The sequence below is a fragment of the Pseudoalteromonas sp. MMG012 genome (assembly GCF_018100875.1).
In the GTDB taxonomy this organism is placed as follows: Bacteria; Pseudomonadota; Gammaproteobacteria; order Enterobacterales; family Alteromonadaceae; genus Pseudoalteromonas; species Pseudoalteromonas aurantia.
Map to the genome: position 1 here is coordinate 97,079 of NZ_JAGJEF010000005.1, position 20,232 is coordinate 117,310.

The window sequence follows — 20,232 nt, forward strand, 5'->3', positions numbered from 1 at the left end:
AGCTGACGTGTTTTTGTGAAAAGTATTTAATAAAGGCAGCTAATATAAGTTGCCTTATTAATAAGCATTGTAGCAAAAGTTAACTATTATCTGCTGCGGCACCAGTACTTTGACGAATAACAAGTGATGGTGTAAAAGTCGTTATGATATCTCTATCTTGTGACCTTGAACCTCGTGTTTTTGTGAAAAGTAACCTTGCTGCATGCTCTGAAATAACATTATTAGCTTGATGTGCAGTGGTTAATTTAGGCCATGTTTGGCGAGAGAAGGGAGAATCTTCGAACCCTGTGATTGAAAGTTGGGCAGGTATGTCTATATTCATTAATCGAGCGGCAAACAATGCACCTGCAGCAACCTCGTCATTCCCACCAAGAATCGCCGTAATATTATTTTGGTTGTTATCTTTGAGTAAACTTTGTGCGCCAAGTACACCCGATTCGAACGAGTAACTTCCTTCATAAATTAGTTGCTCATTATACGCAACATTGTGATCTTGTAGTGCTTGACGATAACCAGCCAAGCGCTCTGAGGTTGATTTATGTTCTTTGTCTCCTAATACAAAGCCTATTTTTTTATGGCCTAATGAAATAAGGTGCTCTGTTATTTCATGAGATGCGGCGAAATCATCCACAAAAATACAATTGCTACTATTCTCAGTTTCTTGTGCTCGACCTGATAAAAGCCGGACATATTGAATACCAATTTCGTCTAACATATCAATGATCGCCTGTTGCTCAGATAGTGGTGGTGTGAGTACTAAACCAGCTAATCGTGAACGTTTAATCATGGTCACAAATTCTTCTTGCATGTTATCGTCAGAGTAGCTGCAAGGATGAATAACCAGTTCATATCCCTCTTCTTTACAGCGTGACAAAACCCCGTTTTGCATATCAATTACATAGTAAGCATTGGGGTTGTCATAAACTAAACCAACCGCAAATGATGAAGTACCTGCGAGGTTTCTAGCTGCAATATTGGGCTGATAGTTCAACTCTTTAACCGCATTCATTACAATATCATACGTTTTCTTTCGAACTGACGGTTCTTTATTGATCACACGAGAGACGGTTTTCATTGAAACACCGGCTAACTTAGCGACATCATTTATGGTGACTTTCATTTTGTTGTTCTTTTATTTGAGAGAGCGCAACGAGCTCAAAATTCATTAAATGATAATATTTGTAGCTTAGTCTATCTAATCCAAACATAAAATAGCAGCATAAAGATCATAAATAAATTAATGATACCGGTGTCAAAACATCAAAATTGAGTTATTATCTCCGTAGTAAAATCAAAAAGTAGATGATTGACAGCGTTGTCATTTTAACTTAAGGTTAACTGAACAAGTGTTATTTTACTCGTTGAAATATTGTATTACTTCATTTTTCAATAAGTTATTCGTGTTTAGGGGAATAGTATGAGTTGCCGAAGCAACCTTAGTAGTTGGCAAGCGCTAGAGCAGTCTGCAGCAAATTTAAAACAACAAAAACTAAAAAGCCTGTTTGCTCAGGACGGTCAGCGGTTTAATAAATTTTCGTGCCAAATCCCTGGTTTACTTTTTGACTATTCCAAGCAACTGATAGATGAAGATGCTTTTTCTCATTTAATTTCTTTAGTTGAAGAAGTAAACCTAGATGCTTGGCGTAAAAAAATGTTCTGTGGTGAGAAAATAAACTTTACTGAAGATAGAGCGGTTCTTCACACGGCATTGCGTAATCGTTCTGGTTCATCGGTCATGGTTGACGGTGAAGATGTTATGCCTGCGGTTCAAACAGAATTGGATAAAATTAAGCATTTTACTGAGAAAGTGCGCTCGGGTGAGTGGACTGGATATACCTGTAAAGCAGTAAAAGACATTATCGCTATTGGTGTGGGAGGTTCTAACCTAGGTCCGCAAATGGCAACTGAGGCGCTTAAAGCGCATACAGATGATAAGCTAAATGTGCACTACGTTTCGAATGTAGATGGTGTACAGTTAGCGGATGTACTAAATAAAGTTGACCCAGAAACAAGCTTGTTTGTGATTTCTTCAAAAACGTTCACAACATCAGAAACAATGACTAATGCAAATTCTGCGGTTAAATGGTTTTTAAATAGCGCAAAAAGCGAAGCTGCAATTGAAAAGCACTTTGTTGCTGTCAGTACGAACTTACAAAAAACCCGTGCATTCGGTATTGCTGATGAGAATGTATTTACTATGTGGGACTGGGTCGGTGGTCGGTTTTCTCTGTGGAGTGCCATTGGCTTACCGATATCGTTATATCTCGGTTTTGAGGTGTTTTCTGATATATTAGCTGGTGCCTATGAGATAGACGAGCATTTTAAAAATGCACCGTCATCACAAAATATACCCATAATCATGGCACTTTTGAGTGTTTGGAATACCAGCTTTTTGGGGTATAAGGCACAAGCAATATTACCTTATGATCAGGCACTTCATATGTTACCGGCTTATTTACAACAGGGTGAGATGGAGAGCAATGGCAAGTCAGTTGCATTTGATGGACGAACGGTTGAATATACAACCGTACCATTAATTTGGGGAATGACAGGGATCAATGGCCAACACGCATTTTATCAATATCTGCACCAAGGCAATAATATTGTACCGGCAGATTTTATCGCTTCAGTAAAACCACAAAAAGTGGTTGATAAGCATCATGATATTTTGTTATCAAACTTTTTTGCTCAAACTGAGGCAATGATGGCAGGTGTAGATGAGCAACAAGTTCGCAAAGATTTGGCTGAGAAGGGCATCGCTCAAGAAAAAGTAGAGCAGCTAATTGCACATAAAATTCATCAAGGAAATAGGCCGACAACCTCTATGATACTTGATACGGTTGATGCAAAGGCGGTTGGGCGATTGATTGCGTTATATGAACATAAAATATTCTGCCAAGGTATCCTGTTAGAAATTTGTTCATTTGATCAATGGGGTGTTGAGCTAGGAAAAGGGTTAGCGTCAGCCATTGAAGCTGAATTGACCCAAGATAATGTGCATCATGAACACGATAGCTCAACAAGTGGTCTTATCGCTTACTATAAGCAACGTCGCTAACTATTGTAACAAATTGGTCTCACTATATGAGACAACTGAATCACGCAATGTGAAAAGATTACCTTTGAACGGGTAGCGCTGGAGTTCTTAGGGCCTGTATTTTTGTGAGAGGAATTACAGGGCCCCTAAGACTCATTTATCGCAAAATATCCACCTCCAGCTTATTCCTGTTAAAGTACTTTGCAATCGAATTCAATGCTGTATAAAACGGCGGTTTTGGTAGACTGGGCGGTAGCTTAACTGTCAAATATTATAATGAAATATTGCGCGCCTTTTAACATGGTTTGTTTCGACGCGCCTAACCTGTAGAGAGTAAATTATGTTTAATCCTTTTGATATCGTAATTTTTGGTGGTGGGGGTGATTTAGCCTTACGTAAATTATTACCAGCGATGTATCGTGCATATCAAGAAGGGAACCTGCCCGAAGGCTCTCGTATTCTGCCGACTGTTCGAGAAGAAAGTAAACAACAAGAATACATCGAAACGGCACATCAAGCACTTCAATCGTTTTTGGGGGCTGATGAATTTAATGAGAAAGATTGGCTCGCGTTCTCTGAATTTTTAGTACCCGTTGTGGTTAATGTTACTGACATTGATGACAACTGGGATAAGCTAAAAACTATTTTAGATCAAGGTGCAGCTGATAAATCTCGCGTTTTTTACTTATCGTTACCGCCCGCTGTTTATGGTAAATGCTGTGAGATCTTATCACTGAAGTCTCTTATAACTGAAACGTCTCGCGTTGTTGTGGAAAAACCAATTGGTTACTGTGGAAAGTCTGCGGAAGAGATTAATGGTAAAATTGCGGAGTTTTTTACGGAAGAACAAATTTTCCGTATTGACCATTACCTGGGAAAAGAGACTGTACAAAACTTAATGGCGCTGCGTTTTTCAAATGCATTATTTGAAAACCTCTGGGATGCGAAGTCTATAGATAATATTCAAATTAGTATTTCTGAAACCGTTGGGTTAGAAGCTCGAGCTGGGTTTTATGATAAAGCCGGCGCTTTACGAGATATGGTGCAAAATCATCTTTTGCAGTTGTTGTGCCTTGTTGCGATGGAGTCGCCGCATAAGTTAAATGCAAATAGTATTCGCACCGAAAAGCTTAAGGTATTAGAAGCGTTGCGTCCTCTTGTTGGCACAGACGTTGATGATAACATCATCCGTGGCCAATACGTCCCTGGTGATTTACAAGGGAAGTTAGTTCCTGGGTATTTAGAGGAACTCGGTGAAGGGTCTAGTATTACCGAAACTTTTGTGGCTATTCGTGCTCATATTGATAACTGGCGTTGGTCAGGTGTGCCGTTTTATTTAAGAACGGGCAAGCGAATGCATAAACGTTGTGCGGAAATTGTTGTTGAATATAAGCCGGTTTCCCACAATGTGTACGATGACTCTGTCGGTCCAATTCAACCAAATCGCCTTGTGATCCGCCTACAACCCGAAGAAAGCATTCAACTGACTCTGATGTCTAAGCGGTTAGATAATTTGGATATGCAATTAGAGCCAGTTACATTAAACATTGAGCTGAGCGAACAATACAAAAATGGTTTCCACTCAGATGCATATAAACGTCTAATGTTGGATGCGGCAGCAAATAACCCAGCTTTATTTATTCACCGTCATGAAGTAAGGCAAGCGTGGCAATGGATTGACCCAATTGTAGCTCGTTGGCAAGAAAAAGGTGCCCCGGCACTTTATCGCGCAGGTTCATGGGGCCCTGAAGGTGCTGATGAGTTATTACAGGAGAATGGTCATGTGTGGTTTAACGCTGGAGAGAAAATATAATGGCAATAATTAACGAACGTTTATTTGACTCTAAGGCACAAATGACAGAAGCATTAGCCGCTTTGTTAGAACATGGTATTGATGGTGGTATTCAACGTGATGGCAATGCGTTGGTTATGGTTTCAGGAGGGTCTTCCCCAGCACCTGCTTATAAGCATTTATCTAACTTACCATTAGAGTGGCAAAAAATCTCAATTGCAATGGTAGACGAGCGTTGGGTTGATGCCAATCATGACAAATCAAATGAAGCCTTCATTCATGAGACTTTACTGCAAAATAAAGCTTCAGGCGCGGCGTTTATTACTATGAAAAACTCTGCTCAGTCTGCGAGTATCGGGCAAGTAGAGTGCGAGCAAGCTTATCAGGCATTAAAGGTTCCAGATGTTACTATTTTAGGTATGGGCCCAGATGGTCACACGGCATCATTGTTCCCGAATTCACAAGGTTTGCCGCATGCTCTGCAAACGACAGAGATTGTTTGTGCAATCGACGCGATTGAAAGTGAGGTGACAGGCAGTATTACCGAGCGGATGAGTTTGACCTTATTTGGTATTGCGCGATCGCGAGAGGTTGTACTGTTAATTAGTGGTGACGAAAAGCGAGCGATGTATGAACAGGCAAAAGTGCAGGGTTCCGAACTTGAGATCCCTTTGCGCGCGGTATTAAATCATCCTGATATAAACCTCAGTGTTTTTTGGTGTCCGTAGTAACGATTTTATGTGAGTACACACTTTGTGTGCTCACATTTCGTTTGTTATGTACTTAGCGCCAATTTAAACGCTGTAAGGACTAGAAGCGATACAATCCCACGTAGTTGTACTTACATACCTTTAATCATTAAATCAACATCTTACTTTTCGTTTGGTCTCCCGTTAATCCAAAAAAAGCAAATTATCCGAATATTATTTATAGTTGCCTTGTTAGCGAAGATATCATTATGGCTGTTACTTTGAATCGTCTATTATTATATTTTGACACTTTTGATGAATGATCATTGAATATGAATTGGCTGGTATGTACCGTAATTAAAGGAGGTAGGCTGAAAAAGTTATGAGTATTTTACAGCAAAGGACTAGACAGAAAGAGTATGAGAATCTATAATGACAGCGTTGTCATTGAGAATGGTTATCACCCTTGAACACTTCTGCCAAAGTATTCTCATCTCAATTGATAGTAAAAACCACAATAAAGCAGCTCCTTCATATAACTCTTGGTTATAAAGGTCCCCAATTTGAGTAATTTATTACTGCATATTGGTTTTTTATGCTATATTCCCATCGATATTTTGTAACAAAAAATCATACGAAAATTACAGTTTTCATAAAAATCAAAGGCTTATTGCCATTTGTGACTGTTTTTTGTCTAATATGACAAAAAAGATGTAGCGAATTTGTAATTTACGGTGTATGTTTGTTATTAGATGACAGCGTTGTCATCATCACTGGGCAGAAGTGATTTAAAAAACCAACAATATGATTCAAGGGGAATCCTGTGTTAGCTAATAATTTTAAAAAAAGCTTACTAGCAGTTAATGTCGGTCTTGTACTTAGTGCAGGCGTATCAGGCATAGCTTATGCTGCTGATGAAAATAAAGTTCAAGAAGACGTTGAAGTAATTGAAGTTCGTGGTATTCGACGTTCTTTAAAAGAGTCTGTTAATACTAAACGTTTTGCGAACGGTGTCGTTGACGCTGTATCTGCTGAAGATATCGGTAAGTTCCCTGACAGTGATGTTGGCGAAGCGCTAGGGCGCATCCCAGGTGTGGCAGTAAACAGACAGTTTGGTCAAGGCCAACAAGTGTCTATTCGTGGTGCTTCGAACCAGTTAACATTAACAACTTTGAATGGCCAAGCAGTTGCATCAACGGGTTGGTACGATCAGCAAGCGATTGACAGAAGTTTTAACTACTCTCTTTTACCACCTCAAATGATTTCGGGTATCGAAGTATACAAATCTTCACAAGCTGACATTGTTGAAGGCGGTGTGGGTGGTACGGTTAATGTAGAGACGCGTAAACCGTTAGATTTAGACTCAGGAACTGCATTTTTATCAGTAGAAGCTGAGTACTCATCTGAGTCAGACGAAACAGATCCTGGTGTGTCAGGGCTTTATAGTTGGAAAAATGCGGACGAGAATTTTGGTATTTTAGCCGCTGTTGCATTTGAAGATACAACCTATGCACGTCGCGGTAATGAAGCGTCATACGGTTGGTCAGGTGCTGAGTCTGTAAACTACTTCGAACAAGCACGCGAAAGAACGGCTGTTGATTTGACTGCACAATATGCAATTGATGACACATCTGAGCTTGTATTACATTATATGACATTAGAGCTCGATGCGAACAACCACAATAACAGCTTGTTCTTATTCTCTGATACTGAAAACTGTCAACAAACATTAGCAAGTGGTGTATGTACAGTTCGTTCAAATACACGTGATGACTCTGCAGGTAGAACATTCCTTCAAACGTTTGCTCGTTTCGCTTCAATGGAATCAGAAGTTATTGATTTAGCATACAACTTTGAAGGCGATGGCTTTAAAGTAGAAACTCGCATTGGTAATACAACAGCTGAAGGTGGTACAGACCTTACTATTAACCATGCAACTTTTATTGGTACTGGTGCTGATGTTAATGGGTTAGTGTTAGATAACTCGGGCAAAGCTTCAACGGTTAACCTACCAAAAGGTGGCTGGAATATTTCTGAGTATGCAGATGACTGGGATGGTCGAGGCTTACAGTCTTGGGCATCACAACGTGCTCCTAATAAAGATGAAGAAACCTATTTCCAAGTTGATGCTACGTTTGAGTTAGATCACGAATATGTATCAAGTGTGAAAGCAGGTATTCGCTGGACTGACCACTCAGTAGAGAAAAAATCTTACCGTCCAACGCATAAAGATCACAACATTATAGACCCGACTCAATATTGGACAGGGTCAGACTCTGCAGGTACGCAAGATATTGGCATTCCTACGCCAGATATCAATGCGATGCGTCAAAATGCAACTGCGTCATTTGACCAGTGGTATGAAGACCGCTCAGGTTTCTCGACAGTCGATGAAGAAAACTTAGCAATTTATGTAATGGCAAACTACAGTGGTGAAAACTACCGTGGTAACTTTGGTGTACGTTATGTTTCTACCGATGCATCTTCAAGCTATTATGCACCAACACCGGGCAGTGAAGATCCAAACGGAATTGCTCAGAATAATGGTCTTGGCACCAACATCATTAAAGACGAAGGTGATTACAGTGAGTTTTTACCAAGTTTCAACTTAGCCTATGACGTGAATGAAGATACGATTGCACGTTTCTCAATTGCACAAGTAATTTCTCGTCCGAACTATGATGATATGTTTGCGGCTACTGCTATCTCTGGTTACGGTGATACGCAACGTGGTAATGAAGAGTTAACTAAGGGTAACCCTAACCTTAAGCCATATAAAGCGACACAGTCTGATTTAGGTATTGAATATTATTACGGTGATGCAGACATGATTGCCGTGACTTTATTCTATAAAGACGTTAGTAACTTCACCACAACTGATACATTATTGAATCAAAATGTGGGTATTGTTGACCCTGTAACAGGTGAAGACAACTGGCAGGTTAATACGCGTGTTGATGGTACTGGTGGCGATATCTTTGGTGTTGAATTCCAATCACAACATGAGTTAGGTGGTGGGTTTGGTACTATGTTTAACCTGACATATGCTGATGGCTCTGTAGAAGAGTCAAACTTTGTTGATGCGATTGGTGAGTTTTCAGATAGCTCTAAGACGACGATCAACGCTGTTGGTTATTATGAAAATGATGACGTATCACTTCGTCTAGCTTATAACTGGCGTTCAGAGTACATGATCCGTGAAACAGGCTTCTACGGAAACCGTCGTCATGATGACTATGGTTCACTTGACCTGACAGCGAGTTATACAGTATCAGAAATGATCACTGTTCGCTTTGCTGGTACAAACTTAACGGGTGAAGATAGCGTACAGTTTGGTGATGCACAATCTCCAGCTGGTTCAAAAGCATCTTTACGTGATGGCTATGCAGCATGGTCATATTCTGCAGATACCCGTTACTCTGTAGCTGTTGACTTCCGTTTCTAGGTCGTAACTTAATAATAAAAACCCTGATCTTTGGTCAGGGTTTTTTTATAGCTGATGAAAAATAATGGTATTTTCTTTCAGTATCAGGGATTGATTTTAATATGATATGGTGAGTTCTTGGTCAGGGTTACTTGATGCAGCTAGCGTATTAGAGCGCCAATATTATAAACGGTAGTGTATTATTTGAAGTAGGTAGTGATAACGATGACAGATAAACAAAACATTAAGCGCATTGTAATTGTTGGGGGTGGGACGGCCGGTTGGTTAGCGGCTTGTCACTTAGCAAAAAAGTTAGAGCCTTTTAAAGACAGTACAATTTCAATTACTCTGGTAGACTCGCCAGATATACCGACCATTGGTGTAGGTGAAGGTACAGTGCCAGTAATGAAAGATACACTGCGCTATTTTGGAATTAGTGAAACAGAGTTTGTGCAAAAATGCGATGTTTCTTTTAAGCAAAGTATTAAGTTTGTTGATTGGGAGGTTGCGCCTAATAAAGGTCAGTCATCATTTTATCATCATATTTTTGACTTTCCTAAGCTTACACCTGTTGATGTTACACCTTATTGGTTGTTAGATAAGACGTTGGGCCAAACGCATTTTGCAGATCTTGTATCGGTGCAGTCTCATGCATGTGCGCTTGGAGTTGGTCCTAAGAGACCTAATGATAAAGAGTACACAGGGATTTTTAATTATGCCTACCACTTAGACGCGGGAAAGTTCACACAACTGTTGTCACAGCATGCGATAGAAAGTCTGGGAGTGAAGAATGTTAAAGCAAATGTTGTGGATGTTCACACAAATAAGCAGAACTTTATTTCTCATCTCACTACGGATCTTCCTTCAACATTGACTGCTGACATATTTGTTGATTGTACCGGGTTTAAGGCGTTATTGATTGAACAGGCATTGGGAGGTGAGTTTTTAAGTAAAAAAGAGGTTTTATTGACAGACACCGCCTTTGCGATTCAAGTACCTTATGATCACCCAGAACAAACAATTCCTCCGTTTACAATATCTACAGCACAAGAAAATGGCTGGATCTGGGATATTGGTTTACAAAGCCGCAGAGGGGTAGGGTATGTTTTTTCAAGTAAGCACCAATCTGATGATGATGCATTACAGACGTTGTCAGATTATTTAAAGCGGCCGCTGACGTATTCTGATGTACGTAAAATAAAGATGAAAGTTGGCTATCAAAAGCGTGCATGGATCAATAATTGTGTCGCGATGGGGTTGTCTCAAGGGTTTGTCGAGCCATTAGAAGCCACCGGGTTATTGATGTTTGATGTGACTGCAAGGGTGTTCGCGAATATGTTACCAGCTCATACTGAGAGTATGGCACTGAGTGCAAAGCGATTCAATCGAGACATTTGCCAAATGTGGGAATCAACCTGTGACTTTATTAAATTGCATTATTACCTATCGAAGCGAGACGACTCAGAGTTTTGGAAAGATAATAGAAATAGTGCGTCATTATCAGATGAATTAAAAGAAAAGCTAGAGGTGTGGAAGTATAAAATACCATCACAATTCGACTTCAGATATACAATTGATTCATTTAGGTTAGACAACTTTTTATATGTACTTTATGGAATGAACTTTCCAACGAACTTATCTCATGAAGCAAGTAAATATGCGGATGTAGATAAGCTAAACAATTTAAAATATGAAATAGATCAGGGCGTATTGTTTTGCAAAAAGCATTTGCAGCCACACCGCACTTTATTAGAGCATATTTGTCGCCATGGTATGGCGAAGAGTTAGATATCTTCTCCTAAGGTGGCAAATGTTGTAATGGTTAATCGCCCAGAGCGTAAATCGTTCGCTTTAGGAAGCTGCTGTGGGATACATGCAGAATGGAGTAAGTTACCAGGGTAAGCAACTATCTTTCCAAATTGTGCCGCTTCATAATGCTCGCGCACGAATAAAGGATGAGTGTGTGTGATGTATTCTGGGGATTGTGCAGTGTGTGGGTCTATTTCTTTTTTAATGGAGTGAATATAGTCATCATGATTGTGTCTTGAGACTCTATTGATCCCCGTTGATTTATGACTGTAAAACCCTGTACCACCAAATTGCGCGTCACACAGATAATGAACGAGTGCGATTTGATTATCCTTTGGTGAATCGAAATGTGGGATTGTTTGAAATGGTTGTAAACTACTCGGCTCTTGTGTAACCAATGCATAATTGCAACTGACGCGTTTTACATTATTTGCTGAATAGTTAAACGGTGTTGAAAACGCTTCAATTACGTTTTTGATAAAGGCGAAATAGTCATTGTGCACTTTAGCCCATAACCCTGGGTAACTGTTGGTTGGTAACACCCAATCAGGGCGATAATTTGAGGCTGTTTTTAACCACTTTTTGCTGTCAGTTGAGGCATCTATTGTTTTGACCAAAGTATGACTCGTTGAGTTGTTTTGATATTGCAAAATATGCTCCTTTTAATCGTTCGGTTTATTAGCAGGTTGGTATCGTTCAAGTTTGTATAAATACCATGCAAAACAACTCTGTTATCACTTTAAATAAGCGGAATGAATAGTTGAATTTATGCCGCCCAGTATACGATATTTTTTCGAGTGGAGCAGTAAGAAACTTATAACTAAATTGCTTTAAGTGAAACCTAGTTTTATGTTTTTAATCGGGTTTGTGACGAGTATAGAAAGGTAAGTTGATTCATGCTCTTTTCGTTGTTATCGCTAATAATAAATAATTAACGATATTCCCTAAGTTAGGGCTTTCCTTTTCTTTTTAAAACCTTTAGCCTTATGCCAACAAAAAGTAATAAATATGAAAATTGAATGGAGTAATATTATGGCAGAGCAACAAGTGCAGCCTTTACACAACGAAAAACATGCCAACACGAAAGTACAAAATGGCATCAATGTTGATTTCTTAAAATCTCAGCACTTAATGCCAGTTGTTGCGCATGAGTTTGCGCGTGTAGCCACTGAATTTCCAATGGCCTTTGTAAAAAATACAGAATCAGGTCAATTTCAGCCAGTGGCTATGTTTGGCTTGGAGCCGGGCGAAAATTTGTTTGTTGAAAATGGCAAGTGGACATCTGGTTTCGCTCCGTTAGCTGCAACTCGTTACCCATTTGGGCTTGTTAAGCACCCAGAAGAAGATCAATACGGTATTGTGATTGATGAAGCGAGTTCACTGGTTGGTGAAGAGCAAGGTAACGCGTTGTTTAAAGACGGCGAGGAAACGGATTATTTAAAAGCACGTAAAGAAGCATTGGTTAACTTCATTGAGTTTTCACGTGTTACAGAAGCGTTTACACAGTACCTTGCTGATAAAGAGCTTCTTGTACAGCAAACGCTGACAGTAGACATTAAAGGTGAGAAGAAAGATATTAATGGTATCTATTTAGTTGATGAGCGTAAGCTTAATGAACTAAGTGATGAAGAGCACCTAGAGCTGCGCAAGCGTGGTTATTTAGCCCCAATTTTCGCTTTTTTAACGTCAACACACCAGGTTGCACGTTTAGCGCGTTTAAAAGCACAGCAACAAGCTGATTAAAAATTCGATTGAATTTAAAAAGCACCGTAAGGTGCTTTTTTTATGCCTTAAGAAAATTGGTCGTGTATAGCTTGCATTAAGATCCGATAAGACGCATGGTCGATATTTTAGCAATGAGTTTTATAATATGAATAAGAAGTCACTCAGTTTTTGTGCTTTATTTGCATCGCTTATGTTTATTGGGAAATCCGCTAGTGCAGCTGAGATGCCTATTGCAATCGCAATACATGGCGGCGCTGGTACCATAGAAAAGAGCAAATTTACACCCGAAAAAGAACAAGCATATAGAGCGAAGCTGCAAGAGGCAGTGGAAGCTGGATACACTGTACTGGATAAGGGGGGAAGCAGTTTGGATGCCATTACCCAGGCAGTGACTATTCTTGAAAATTCACCGTATTTTAATGCAGGCAAAGGCGCAGTGTATACTCATGATGAAGAGCATGAGCTTGATGCTTCAATTATGTTTGGTAAAACACGAGAAGCTGGTGCGGTTGCGGGTGTTAAGCATATCGAAAACCCAATTCATCTTGCTCGGTTAGTAATGGAAGAATCTGTGCATGTCATGCTTAGTGGCCAAGGGGCTGAAGTGTTTGCTCAACAGCAGGGTGTTCAGTTAGTGGATAATAAGGTTTTTGATACACCGCATAGATATAAAGCGCTAGAGCGTGCTAAAGATAAAATGGAAAAAGCAAAACAACAGAATAAAGAGTATCAAGCTGCACACCAATCGTTAGACGTTGAGTATAAAGTAGGGACAGTAGGCGCTGTGGCATTAGATAAAAGTGGTAATATTGCAGCAGCTACATCCACTGGTGGTATGACCAACAAGCGCTATGGCCGAATTGGCGACTCGCCAGTTATTGGTGCTGGGACATTTGCAGATAATGCGTCTTGTGCAGTATCTGCAACAGGTCATGGAGAGTATTTTATTCGTTATAATGTGGCTGCTGATATTTGCGCGCGAGTACAATATCAAGGGAAAACTATAGCTGAAGCCGGTAAAACTGTCATTCATGACGTATTGCTACCAGTGGGGGGGACTGGTGGGGTGATAATTGTTGATACCCAAGGCAACATAAGTATGCCGTTTAATACCAGAGGAATGTATCGAGCGAGTAAAACGAATACCCAGCCAACAAAGGTCGGTATTTTTAAACACGACTAAAAATTACAGGCAAATTGGTTGACGCCAGCTATAGTTATGAATGCTGGCGTTTTTTAATGGAGCCGATACCATGCAATCAATTCAAGTAGCAGACTATTTAAATCATCGCCCTGTCACTTTTTCTGCCGATATGCGCATAGAAGCGGCAGTTGAGAAATTATTACAAAGTGGCCAGTCAGGTGGCCCTGTTATTGATAGTAACAAACACGTCCTAGGGTTCTTGTCTGAACAAGACTGTCTTAAGAAAATGCTAGAGGCGACTTACCAAAATGAGTCCCATAGCGTTGTTAGTGATGTTATGAATAGTGATCCTATCTGCGTAGCCCCAACTGACAGTATCGTACAGATGGCAGATCGTATGACAGTAAATGCCCCTAAGCTTTATCCAGTTTGTGATGAGGATGGGCGGTTAAAGGGAGTAATTAGTCGAGCGAATGTACTTTTGGCGCTTGATAAGCACTTACATGATACATATGAGTCGGGGAATCGATACGTGTAACCATCATTTTATATAATAACTGGGCATAATTATGGGCTCAGTTAGATGTTTTTGATACACTACTTCGCGATTTGTATTATATAAAGGTATCGCGAAGTGAGTGTTGGACCGCTGTTTTCTGAACTAAAATCTTGCCTAAAGAAAGATCAATTCATTTTAAAAAAACGCCTTCACGGCACAAAAAAAATTACAGATGAAATGAAGCAAACTAAAGCAGTTCAATCTATTGCCCAAGCGATTGCACGTAGCCAAGCATTGAAACTAGCTCGTATAGAGCAATTACCAGAGGTGACTTATCCAGAGCAGCTTCCGGTAAGTCAGAAAAAAGATGAAATTAAGGCCGCGATAGCTGCACATCAAGTTGTTATTGTTGCGGGTGAAACAGGTTCAGGAAAAACCACTCAGCTACCAAAGATATGTTTGGAGCTTGGACGCGGTATTGATGGCTACATTGGACATACACAGCCTAGACGCCTTGCAGCACGTACTGTTGCAAATCGTATTGCCGAAGAAGTCGGCTGTGAATTGGGCAATGAAGTTGGCTTTAAAATTCGTTTTAGCGATCAAGTATCAGATAACACCTATGTTAAATTGATGACTGACGGTATTTTATTGGCAGAAATACAACAAGATCGTTTTTTAAATCAATATGATACAATTATTATTGATGAGGCCCATGAACGTAGTCTAAATATTGACTTTATATTAGGTTACTTGAAGAACTTGTTGCTTAAACGGCCAGATTTAAAAGTTATAATTACCTCTGCAACTATAGACCCTCAGCGCTTTTCTAAGCACTTTAATGATGCCCCAATCATTGAAGTATCAGGAAGAACTTATCCAGTAGAAGTACGCTATAGACCTGCGGCTGAAACTGCAAATAATGATATCGAAGCACAAAATGATCAATTACAGGGTATTTTTGATGCGGTAGATGAGCTGTGTGATGAAGGTCCTGGCGATATTCTAATCTTTATGAATGGTGAACGTGAAATTCGTGATACCGCTGATGCATTGGCAAAGCGTAATTTACGAGGGGTAGAAGTCCTCCCTTTATATGCACGATTATCTAACGCAGAGCAGAACCGAATTTTTGCCGCTCATAGCCAACGACGTATAGTACTATCGACGAACGTGGCTGAAACGTCTTTAACAGTGCCGGGTATTCGCTATGTTATTGACCCAGGGACAGCACGGATCAGTCGTTATAGCTATAGAACCAAGGTACAGCGTTTACCAATTGAAGCTGTATCGCAAGCCAGTGCGAATCAGCGTAAAGGTCGCTGTGGACGAGTTGCTTCAGGAGTATGTATTCGTCTGTATTCTGAGGATGATTTTTTATCTCGTCCTGAATTTACGGATCCAGAAATATTAAGAACTAATTTGGCCTCGGTTATTTTACAAATGCTCGGACTCGGACTCGGTGATATCAGTGAGTTTCCTTTTGTTCAGGTACCAGACAATCGTAATATCAATGATGGTGTATCGTTACTGGAAGAACTTGAAGCAGTTTACCCTAGTAAACGTCATCAAGCGACCAAGTTGACACAATCTGGACGGTTATTGAGCCGATTACCTATTGACCCGCGTTTAGCTAAAATGGTATTGAGTGCGGATAAGTTAGGGGCATTACGAGAAGTCATTGTTATTGTTGCTGCTTTATCGATTCAAGACCCTCGGGAACGTCCTTCAGAACGTCGAGGAGCGGCAGATGAGAAACATGCACGCTTTGAGCACCCAGATTCGGATTTCATTGCATTTTTAAACCTTTGGTATTATTTAGAGCAACAGCAAGCAGAACTTTCCCGAGGCCAATTTCGAAAATTATGTCAGAAAGACTTTTTGGCATATATGCGTATTCGTGAATGGCAAGATATTGTTTATCAGTTAACCTCAGTTGTTGAAGAAATGGGTTTGAAGTTAACAGACAACGAGGCTGAATTGGATAATGTCCATCAGGCACTTTTGAGTGGGATGCTCAGCCATATTGGTTGTAAAGATGAAAAGCAGCATTATAAAGGGGCTAGGAATAGCCAGTTTCACGTGTTTCCAGGTTCAACTTTATTTAAGAAAAGCCCGAAATGGTTGATGTCGGCTGAATTGGTTGAAACCAGTAAGCTTTACGCACGAGTTAATGCAAAAATAGATATTGCTTGGGTACCTTCGATGGCTCAGCACTTGGTTAAGCGCAGTTATAGTGAGCCACATTGGGAAAAGAAACCTGGGTGTGTGATTGCGTATGAACAACAAACACTTTATGGACTGATCATTGTTGGCAGAAAGCGCAGTGTGTATAGTCAAATTGACCCTAAGTTATGCCGTGAATTATTCTTAAAAGAAGCTTTAATAGGTCAACAGCTGGGTCAGAATGAAGGGTTCTTGCAATACAACCAAGATTTGATTGATGATATTCAGATCTTAGAGCAGAAGGCACGACGTCGCGATATTTTAGTTGATGAGCAACAGTTGTTTGAGTTTTATGACCAAAAGATCCCTCAAGAAGTAAATACTCGTGCAGCGTTTTCACATTGGTGGAAAGATAAAAAGCACCAAGATAAACGCTATTTACATATGAATAAAGCACAGTTGATGCGCCACGGTGCAGAGCAGGTTACGGAGTTTGACTATCCTGACACTTGGCAGCAAGGTAATATTATTTTGCCGTTGAGTTACCACTTCGAGCCAGGGAAAGCCGTGGATGGTGTCACCGTTAATATTCCATTGGCACTGCTTAATCAAGTCTCAGAGAGTGGTTTTGATTGGCATATTCCCGCTCTTAGGCATGAGCTGATCTGTGGTTTAATTAAAAGTTTACCAAAGGCGATTAGGCGTAACTTTGTACCTGCACCTAATTATGCAGACGCGGTTTTGGCTACGGTTGAACCTTTACAAGGTAATTTGATCGATGCATTGAGTACTAGGCTGTTACGTATGACAGGTGTCAAGGTGGACGCTGATGCTTGGGATTTAACCCTTCTAGATGCACACCTCAAAATGCAATTTCAGGTACTTGGTGATAAAGATGTTGTGCTTGCTCATGGGTTTGACTTGCATGCAATCAAAACACAGTTGCAGGGAAAAGTTGCAGATACACTGTCTCAAGTCGCTGAAAAAGGCATAGAGCAGCAACAGATCATAGAGTGGCAATTTGGAGATTTACCCAGTGAATATACAAAAAAGCAGGGTAGTTATGAGATAAAAGCGTTTCCAGCGCTTGTGGATAAAAAAAGCAGTGCAGCAATTGAGTTGTTTGATAGTCAAATAAAAGCACTATCAGCACATCAACAAGGTTTACGTCGTTTAGTCTTGTTAAATGTACCATCACCAATAAAATATTTGCAACAGAAGCTCCCAAACAAAGCCAAACTTGGTTTGTATTTTAATCCATTCGGTAAAGTACAAGACCTGATTGATGATTGCATCGCGGCTGGGGTAGATAAACTGTTGCTTAAGTATGGAGATATTCGTAATGAGCAGGCGTTTGAGCATGCAAAAGAGGCAATTCGTGGTGAACTAGGTGATTGTGTTGTTCATATTGCGACTCAAGTTGAGCAAGTATTAAGTGTTGCGCATGCAATTAATAAGCGCATGAAAGGGTCTATTGATTTAACGATGATAACGGCTCATGGAGACGTTAAGTCGCAATTGCAAAGATTAGTATTTAAAGGCTTTGTAACCAGTCATGGCAGTGAGAAACTCGATGATTTGTTACGTTATATGAAAGCAATAGAAAAACGATTGGAAAAGCTACCTGTAGATCCAAATCGCGATAGATTGTGTGTATTGGAGTTAGAAAAAGTAGCGCAAGTATATAATAAGGCGCAGTCAAGGGTACCTAAAGGGCTACCGATTCCCGAGGAATTAGTACATATTTTTTGGATGCAAGAGGAACTAAGGGTGTCATTGTTTGCTCAAACATTAGGAACACCTTATCCAATTTCAGCCAAAAGGATTATGAATGCGCTCAAAGAGTGTGAATAATTTAACTTGAAGCTTGCTTTTTGGGTCAAGCCCATTATTTTAATAAGAGGAATCAATTTTTGGATCTTGAAAAGGAAGTGACACTAACCATGTCCGCAGAGCAAACAAGGAATACCACGCCTCATGTATTGGTTGTGGATGACGAATATTTTAACTATGAAATGCTGAGTATGGCATTGTCTGAGGTGTTTACATTGAGTTATGCAGATTCAGGTAAAAGCTGTTTGTCTAATGCGATAGCGCAACGGCCAGATGCGATTTTACTTGATGTGTGTATGCCTGGACTGGATGGTTATGATACATGCCGACTGTTAAAAAATACGCCGGAAACCAAAGATATACCAGTTGTTATGCTATCGGGGCTTGAAACTGAGCAAGAACAACAGGCTGGCTTTGAAGCTGGGTGTGACGCATATGTGGTTAAACCTTTTTCAATGCAATCCTTATTAGAAAAACTAAAATTAATGGTCTAGGAGTTGGGTATGTTGCACGAAGACAAACGTCGTTTTATGCGAATGATGGTCAACGCGAAAGCACAAATTAAATTGTTAGAATCTGGGCTGACTTTAGAGGGAATATGTAACGACTTGAGTGCAACGGGGTTATCTATAGAAATCGAAGAACCGATAGAAATGGATACGTTGGTGGAAGTATATATAGATTCGAATAGCAGCTCTACCCCTCCTTTGAACGCACATGCTAAAGTGATGAGATGTACACAAGAACAAGAATCTGGTTATTTACTTGGGCTTGAGATCACCCAGTTTAATTAAATGTATTAGGCTAAAATTAAAATGGGGCGATAGCCCCTTTTTAGATATTGCATGGATACGTTAATACACTTTGCAAACTAAACCTTTGAGGTAAAACCCTTCTGGGTAATTACCTGAAATAGGGTGATCTGCTGCTTGGTTTAATCGTTCAACAATCAGCAAGTCTTTCCCTGCGTCAAGTGCAGCATCTGCAACCACCTTTTGAAACAAGTTTTGTTCCATTAAGCCTGAGCAAGAGAAAGTCAGTAATGTGCCACCGGGCTTTAATATTTGCATTGCTATCATGTTGATATCTTTATAGCCGCGACATGCTCCGTTGAGTTGTGCTTTACTTTCTGCAAACTTTGGTGGATCCATCACAATGGTATCAAACAGTCGACCCTCATCACGGTATTGGCGTAACAGTTTAAAGACATCTTGTTTGACAAATTCGGCTCGCGATATGTCGAGTTCATTGTGCTCAACATTACGTTTGGCGATATCGAGAGCGGCTTGTGATACGTCAACATTTATCACATTTTCACAACCGCCTCTTAGTGCGTATAAACCAAAAGTTCCTGTGTAACAAAAGCAATTTAAGACGCTTTTACCTTTTGAAAAACGTTCTAATGCAGCTCGACTGTCTCGCTGATCAAGATAAAAGCCAGTTTTGTGGCCGTTAATAATATCAACTTCTAATTTTAAGCCATTTTCTTTAATGAGTATTGGATGAGTTGGCGCATCACCCCACAGTGCGCCTGAAGTTTTATCTAAGCCTTCTTTGGTACGAACCTCTACATCAGAGCGTTCATATATCTTGCACTCAGGAAAGACATGACGAAGCGCCATGAGTAAGTCGCCTTTGTGGCGTTCAGCACCGGCACTGAGTAGCTGACAGACTAAATAGTCGTCAAACTTATCAATAGTAATACCGGGAAGACCATCAGATTCTGCAGCACTAAGTCTAAATCCCGTTAGGCCTCCTTCATTAATCACATGTTGACGAGCATTAAGTGCACGTTCAAGCTTCTTAATGAAAAACTGGGTGTCAATTTGTTCATGTTCATCAAAAGTCCACACGCGGGCTCTGATCTGTGACTCAGGGCTATATGCTGCTGTAGCAAGGAACTTTCCGTCATGACTATATACCGTTACAGTGTCACCCAGCGCAGGCTTGCCTTTTATTTTTTTTATTGCCTTGGAAAATATCCAAGGGTGTTTACGTTTAAGTGACTTTTCTCTACCGGGTTGCAAATAGACCACACTAGACATACAAATTCCTAACTAAATTGAGTACTTGCCATTTTAGTTAAGCCCGTGTCAACATACAATGAAAACACC

General features: G+C 40.2%; 14 protein-coding genes. 11 read left to right on the forward strand and 3 right to left on the reverse strand.

The features are described 5' to 3' along the window. Positions 1-79 precede the first annotated feature (79 nt). Positions 80-1,120: a LacI family DNA-binding transcriptional regulator gene (locus tag J8L97_RS03140; protein ID WP_192506918.1), complete on the reverse strand. Its 1,041-nt coding sequence runs from the start codon at positions 1,118-1,120 to the stop codon at positions 80-82. Positions 1,121-1,417: 297 nt separating this feature from the next. Between J8L97_RS03140 and pgi the strand changes: the two genes are divergently transcribed. The 5 genes from pgi to J8L97_RS03165 all read left to right on the forward strand — a co-directional run bounded on the left by pgi (position 1,418) and on the right by J8L97_RS03165 (position 10,730). Then, positions 1,418-3,058 (forward strand): glucose-6-phosphate isomerase, encoded by a 1,641-nt coding sequence (gene pgi, locus J8L97_RS03145; RefSeq protein ID WP_211047820.1) that lies wholly within the window; start codon positions 1,418-1,420, stop codon positions 3,056-3,058. Between the two features lie 319 nt (positions 3,059-3,377). Then, entirely contained in the window at positions 3,378-4,850 is a 1,473-nt protein-coding gene (zwf, locus tag J8L97_RS03150; RefSeq protein WP_211047821.1) for a glucose-6-phosphate dehydrogenase, read from the forward strand. After that, on the forward strand, positions 4,850-5,557 hold the full coding sequence (pgl, locus tag J8L97_RS03155; protein WP_211047822.1) for a 6-phosphogluconolactonase: 708 nt from the start codon (positions 4,850-4,852) through the stop codon (positions 5,555-5,557). The genes zwf and pgl overlap by 1 nt, the downstream gene beginning before the upstream one ends. A gap of 784 nt (positions 5,558-6,341) precedes the next feature. Further along, complete coding sequence (locus J8L97_RS03160) at positions 6,342-8,963, forward strand: TonB-dependent receptor (protein ID WP_192506922.1); 2,622 nt, start codon at positions 6,342-6,344, stop codon at positions 8,961-8,963. 204 nt (positions 8,964-9,167) lie between these two features. Next, entirely contained in the window at positions 9,168-10,730 is a 1,563-nt protein-coding gene (locus tag J8L97_RS03165; protein ID WP_211047823.1) for a tryptophan halogenase family protein, read from the forward strand. Here the strand turns inward: J8L97_RS03165 and J8L97_RS03170 are convergent. Beyond that, the gene (locus J8L97_RS03170) at positions 10,727-11,401 is read right to left on the reverse strand and encodes a DUF6445 family protein (protein ID WP_211047824.1); all 675 of its coding nucleotides are present in this window, start codon (positions 11,399-11,401) and stop codon (positions 10,727-10,729) included. The two genes, J8L97_RS03165 and J8L97_RS03170, sit on opposite strands and share 4 nt — an antisense overlap. Positions 11,402-11,783: 382 nt before the next feature. Between J8L97_RS03170 and J8L97_RS03175 the strand changes: the two genes are divergently transcribed. The 6 genes from J8L97_RS03175 to J8L97_RS03200 all read left to right on the forward strand — a co-directional run bounded on the left by J8L97_RS03175 (position 11,784) and on the right by J8L97_RS03200 (position 18,912). Beyond that, entirely contained in the window at positions 11,784-12,494 is a 711-nt protein-coding gene (locus J8L97_RS03175; protein WP_192508512.1) for a SapC family protein, read from the forward strand. Between the two features lie 127 nt (positions 12,495-12,621). Further along, a complete protein-coding gene (locus J8L97_RS03180) occupies positions 12,622-13,659 on the forward strand; it encodes an isoaspartyl peptidase/L-asparaginase (protein WP_211047825.1) in 1,038 nt (345 codons plus the stop codon). Positions 13,660-13,729: 70 nt separating this feature from the next. Further along, entirely contained in the window at positions 13,730-14,158 is a 429-nt protein-coding gene (locus tag J8L97_RS03185) for a CBS domain-containing protein (protein ID WP_192506926.1), read from the forward strand. 96 nt (positions 14,159-14,254) lie between these two features. After that, positions 14,255-18,139, forward strand: a complete 3,885-nt coding sequence (gene hrpA, locus J8L97_RS03190; RefSeq protein WP_211047826.1) for an ATP-dependent RNA helicase HrpA — start codon at positions 14,255-14,257, stop codon at positions 18,137-18,139. Between the two features lie 89 nt (positions 18,140-18,228). Next, a complete protein-coding gene (locus tag J8L97_RS03195) occupies positions 18,229-18,612 on the forward strand; it encodes a PleD family two-component system response regulator (RefSeq protein ID WP_192508513.1) in 384 nt (127 codons plus the stop codon). 9 nt (positions 18,613-18,621) lie between these two features. Beyond that, entirely contained in the window at positions 18,622-18,912 is a 291-nt protein-coding gene (locus tag J8L97_RS03200; protein WP_211047827.1) for a PilZ domain-containing protein, read from the forward strand. A gap of 60 nt (positions 18,913-18,972) precedes the next feature. On the opposite strand, the gene J8L97_RS03205 is transcribed toward J8L97_RS03200, so the two are convergent. Further along, entirely contained in the window at positions 18,973-20,163 is a 1,191-nt protein-coding gene (locus tag J8L97_RS03205; RefSeq protein ID WP_211047828.1) for a class I SAM-dependent methyltransferase, read from the reverse strand. Positions 20,164-20,232 lie beyond the last annotated feature (69 nt).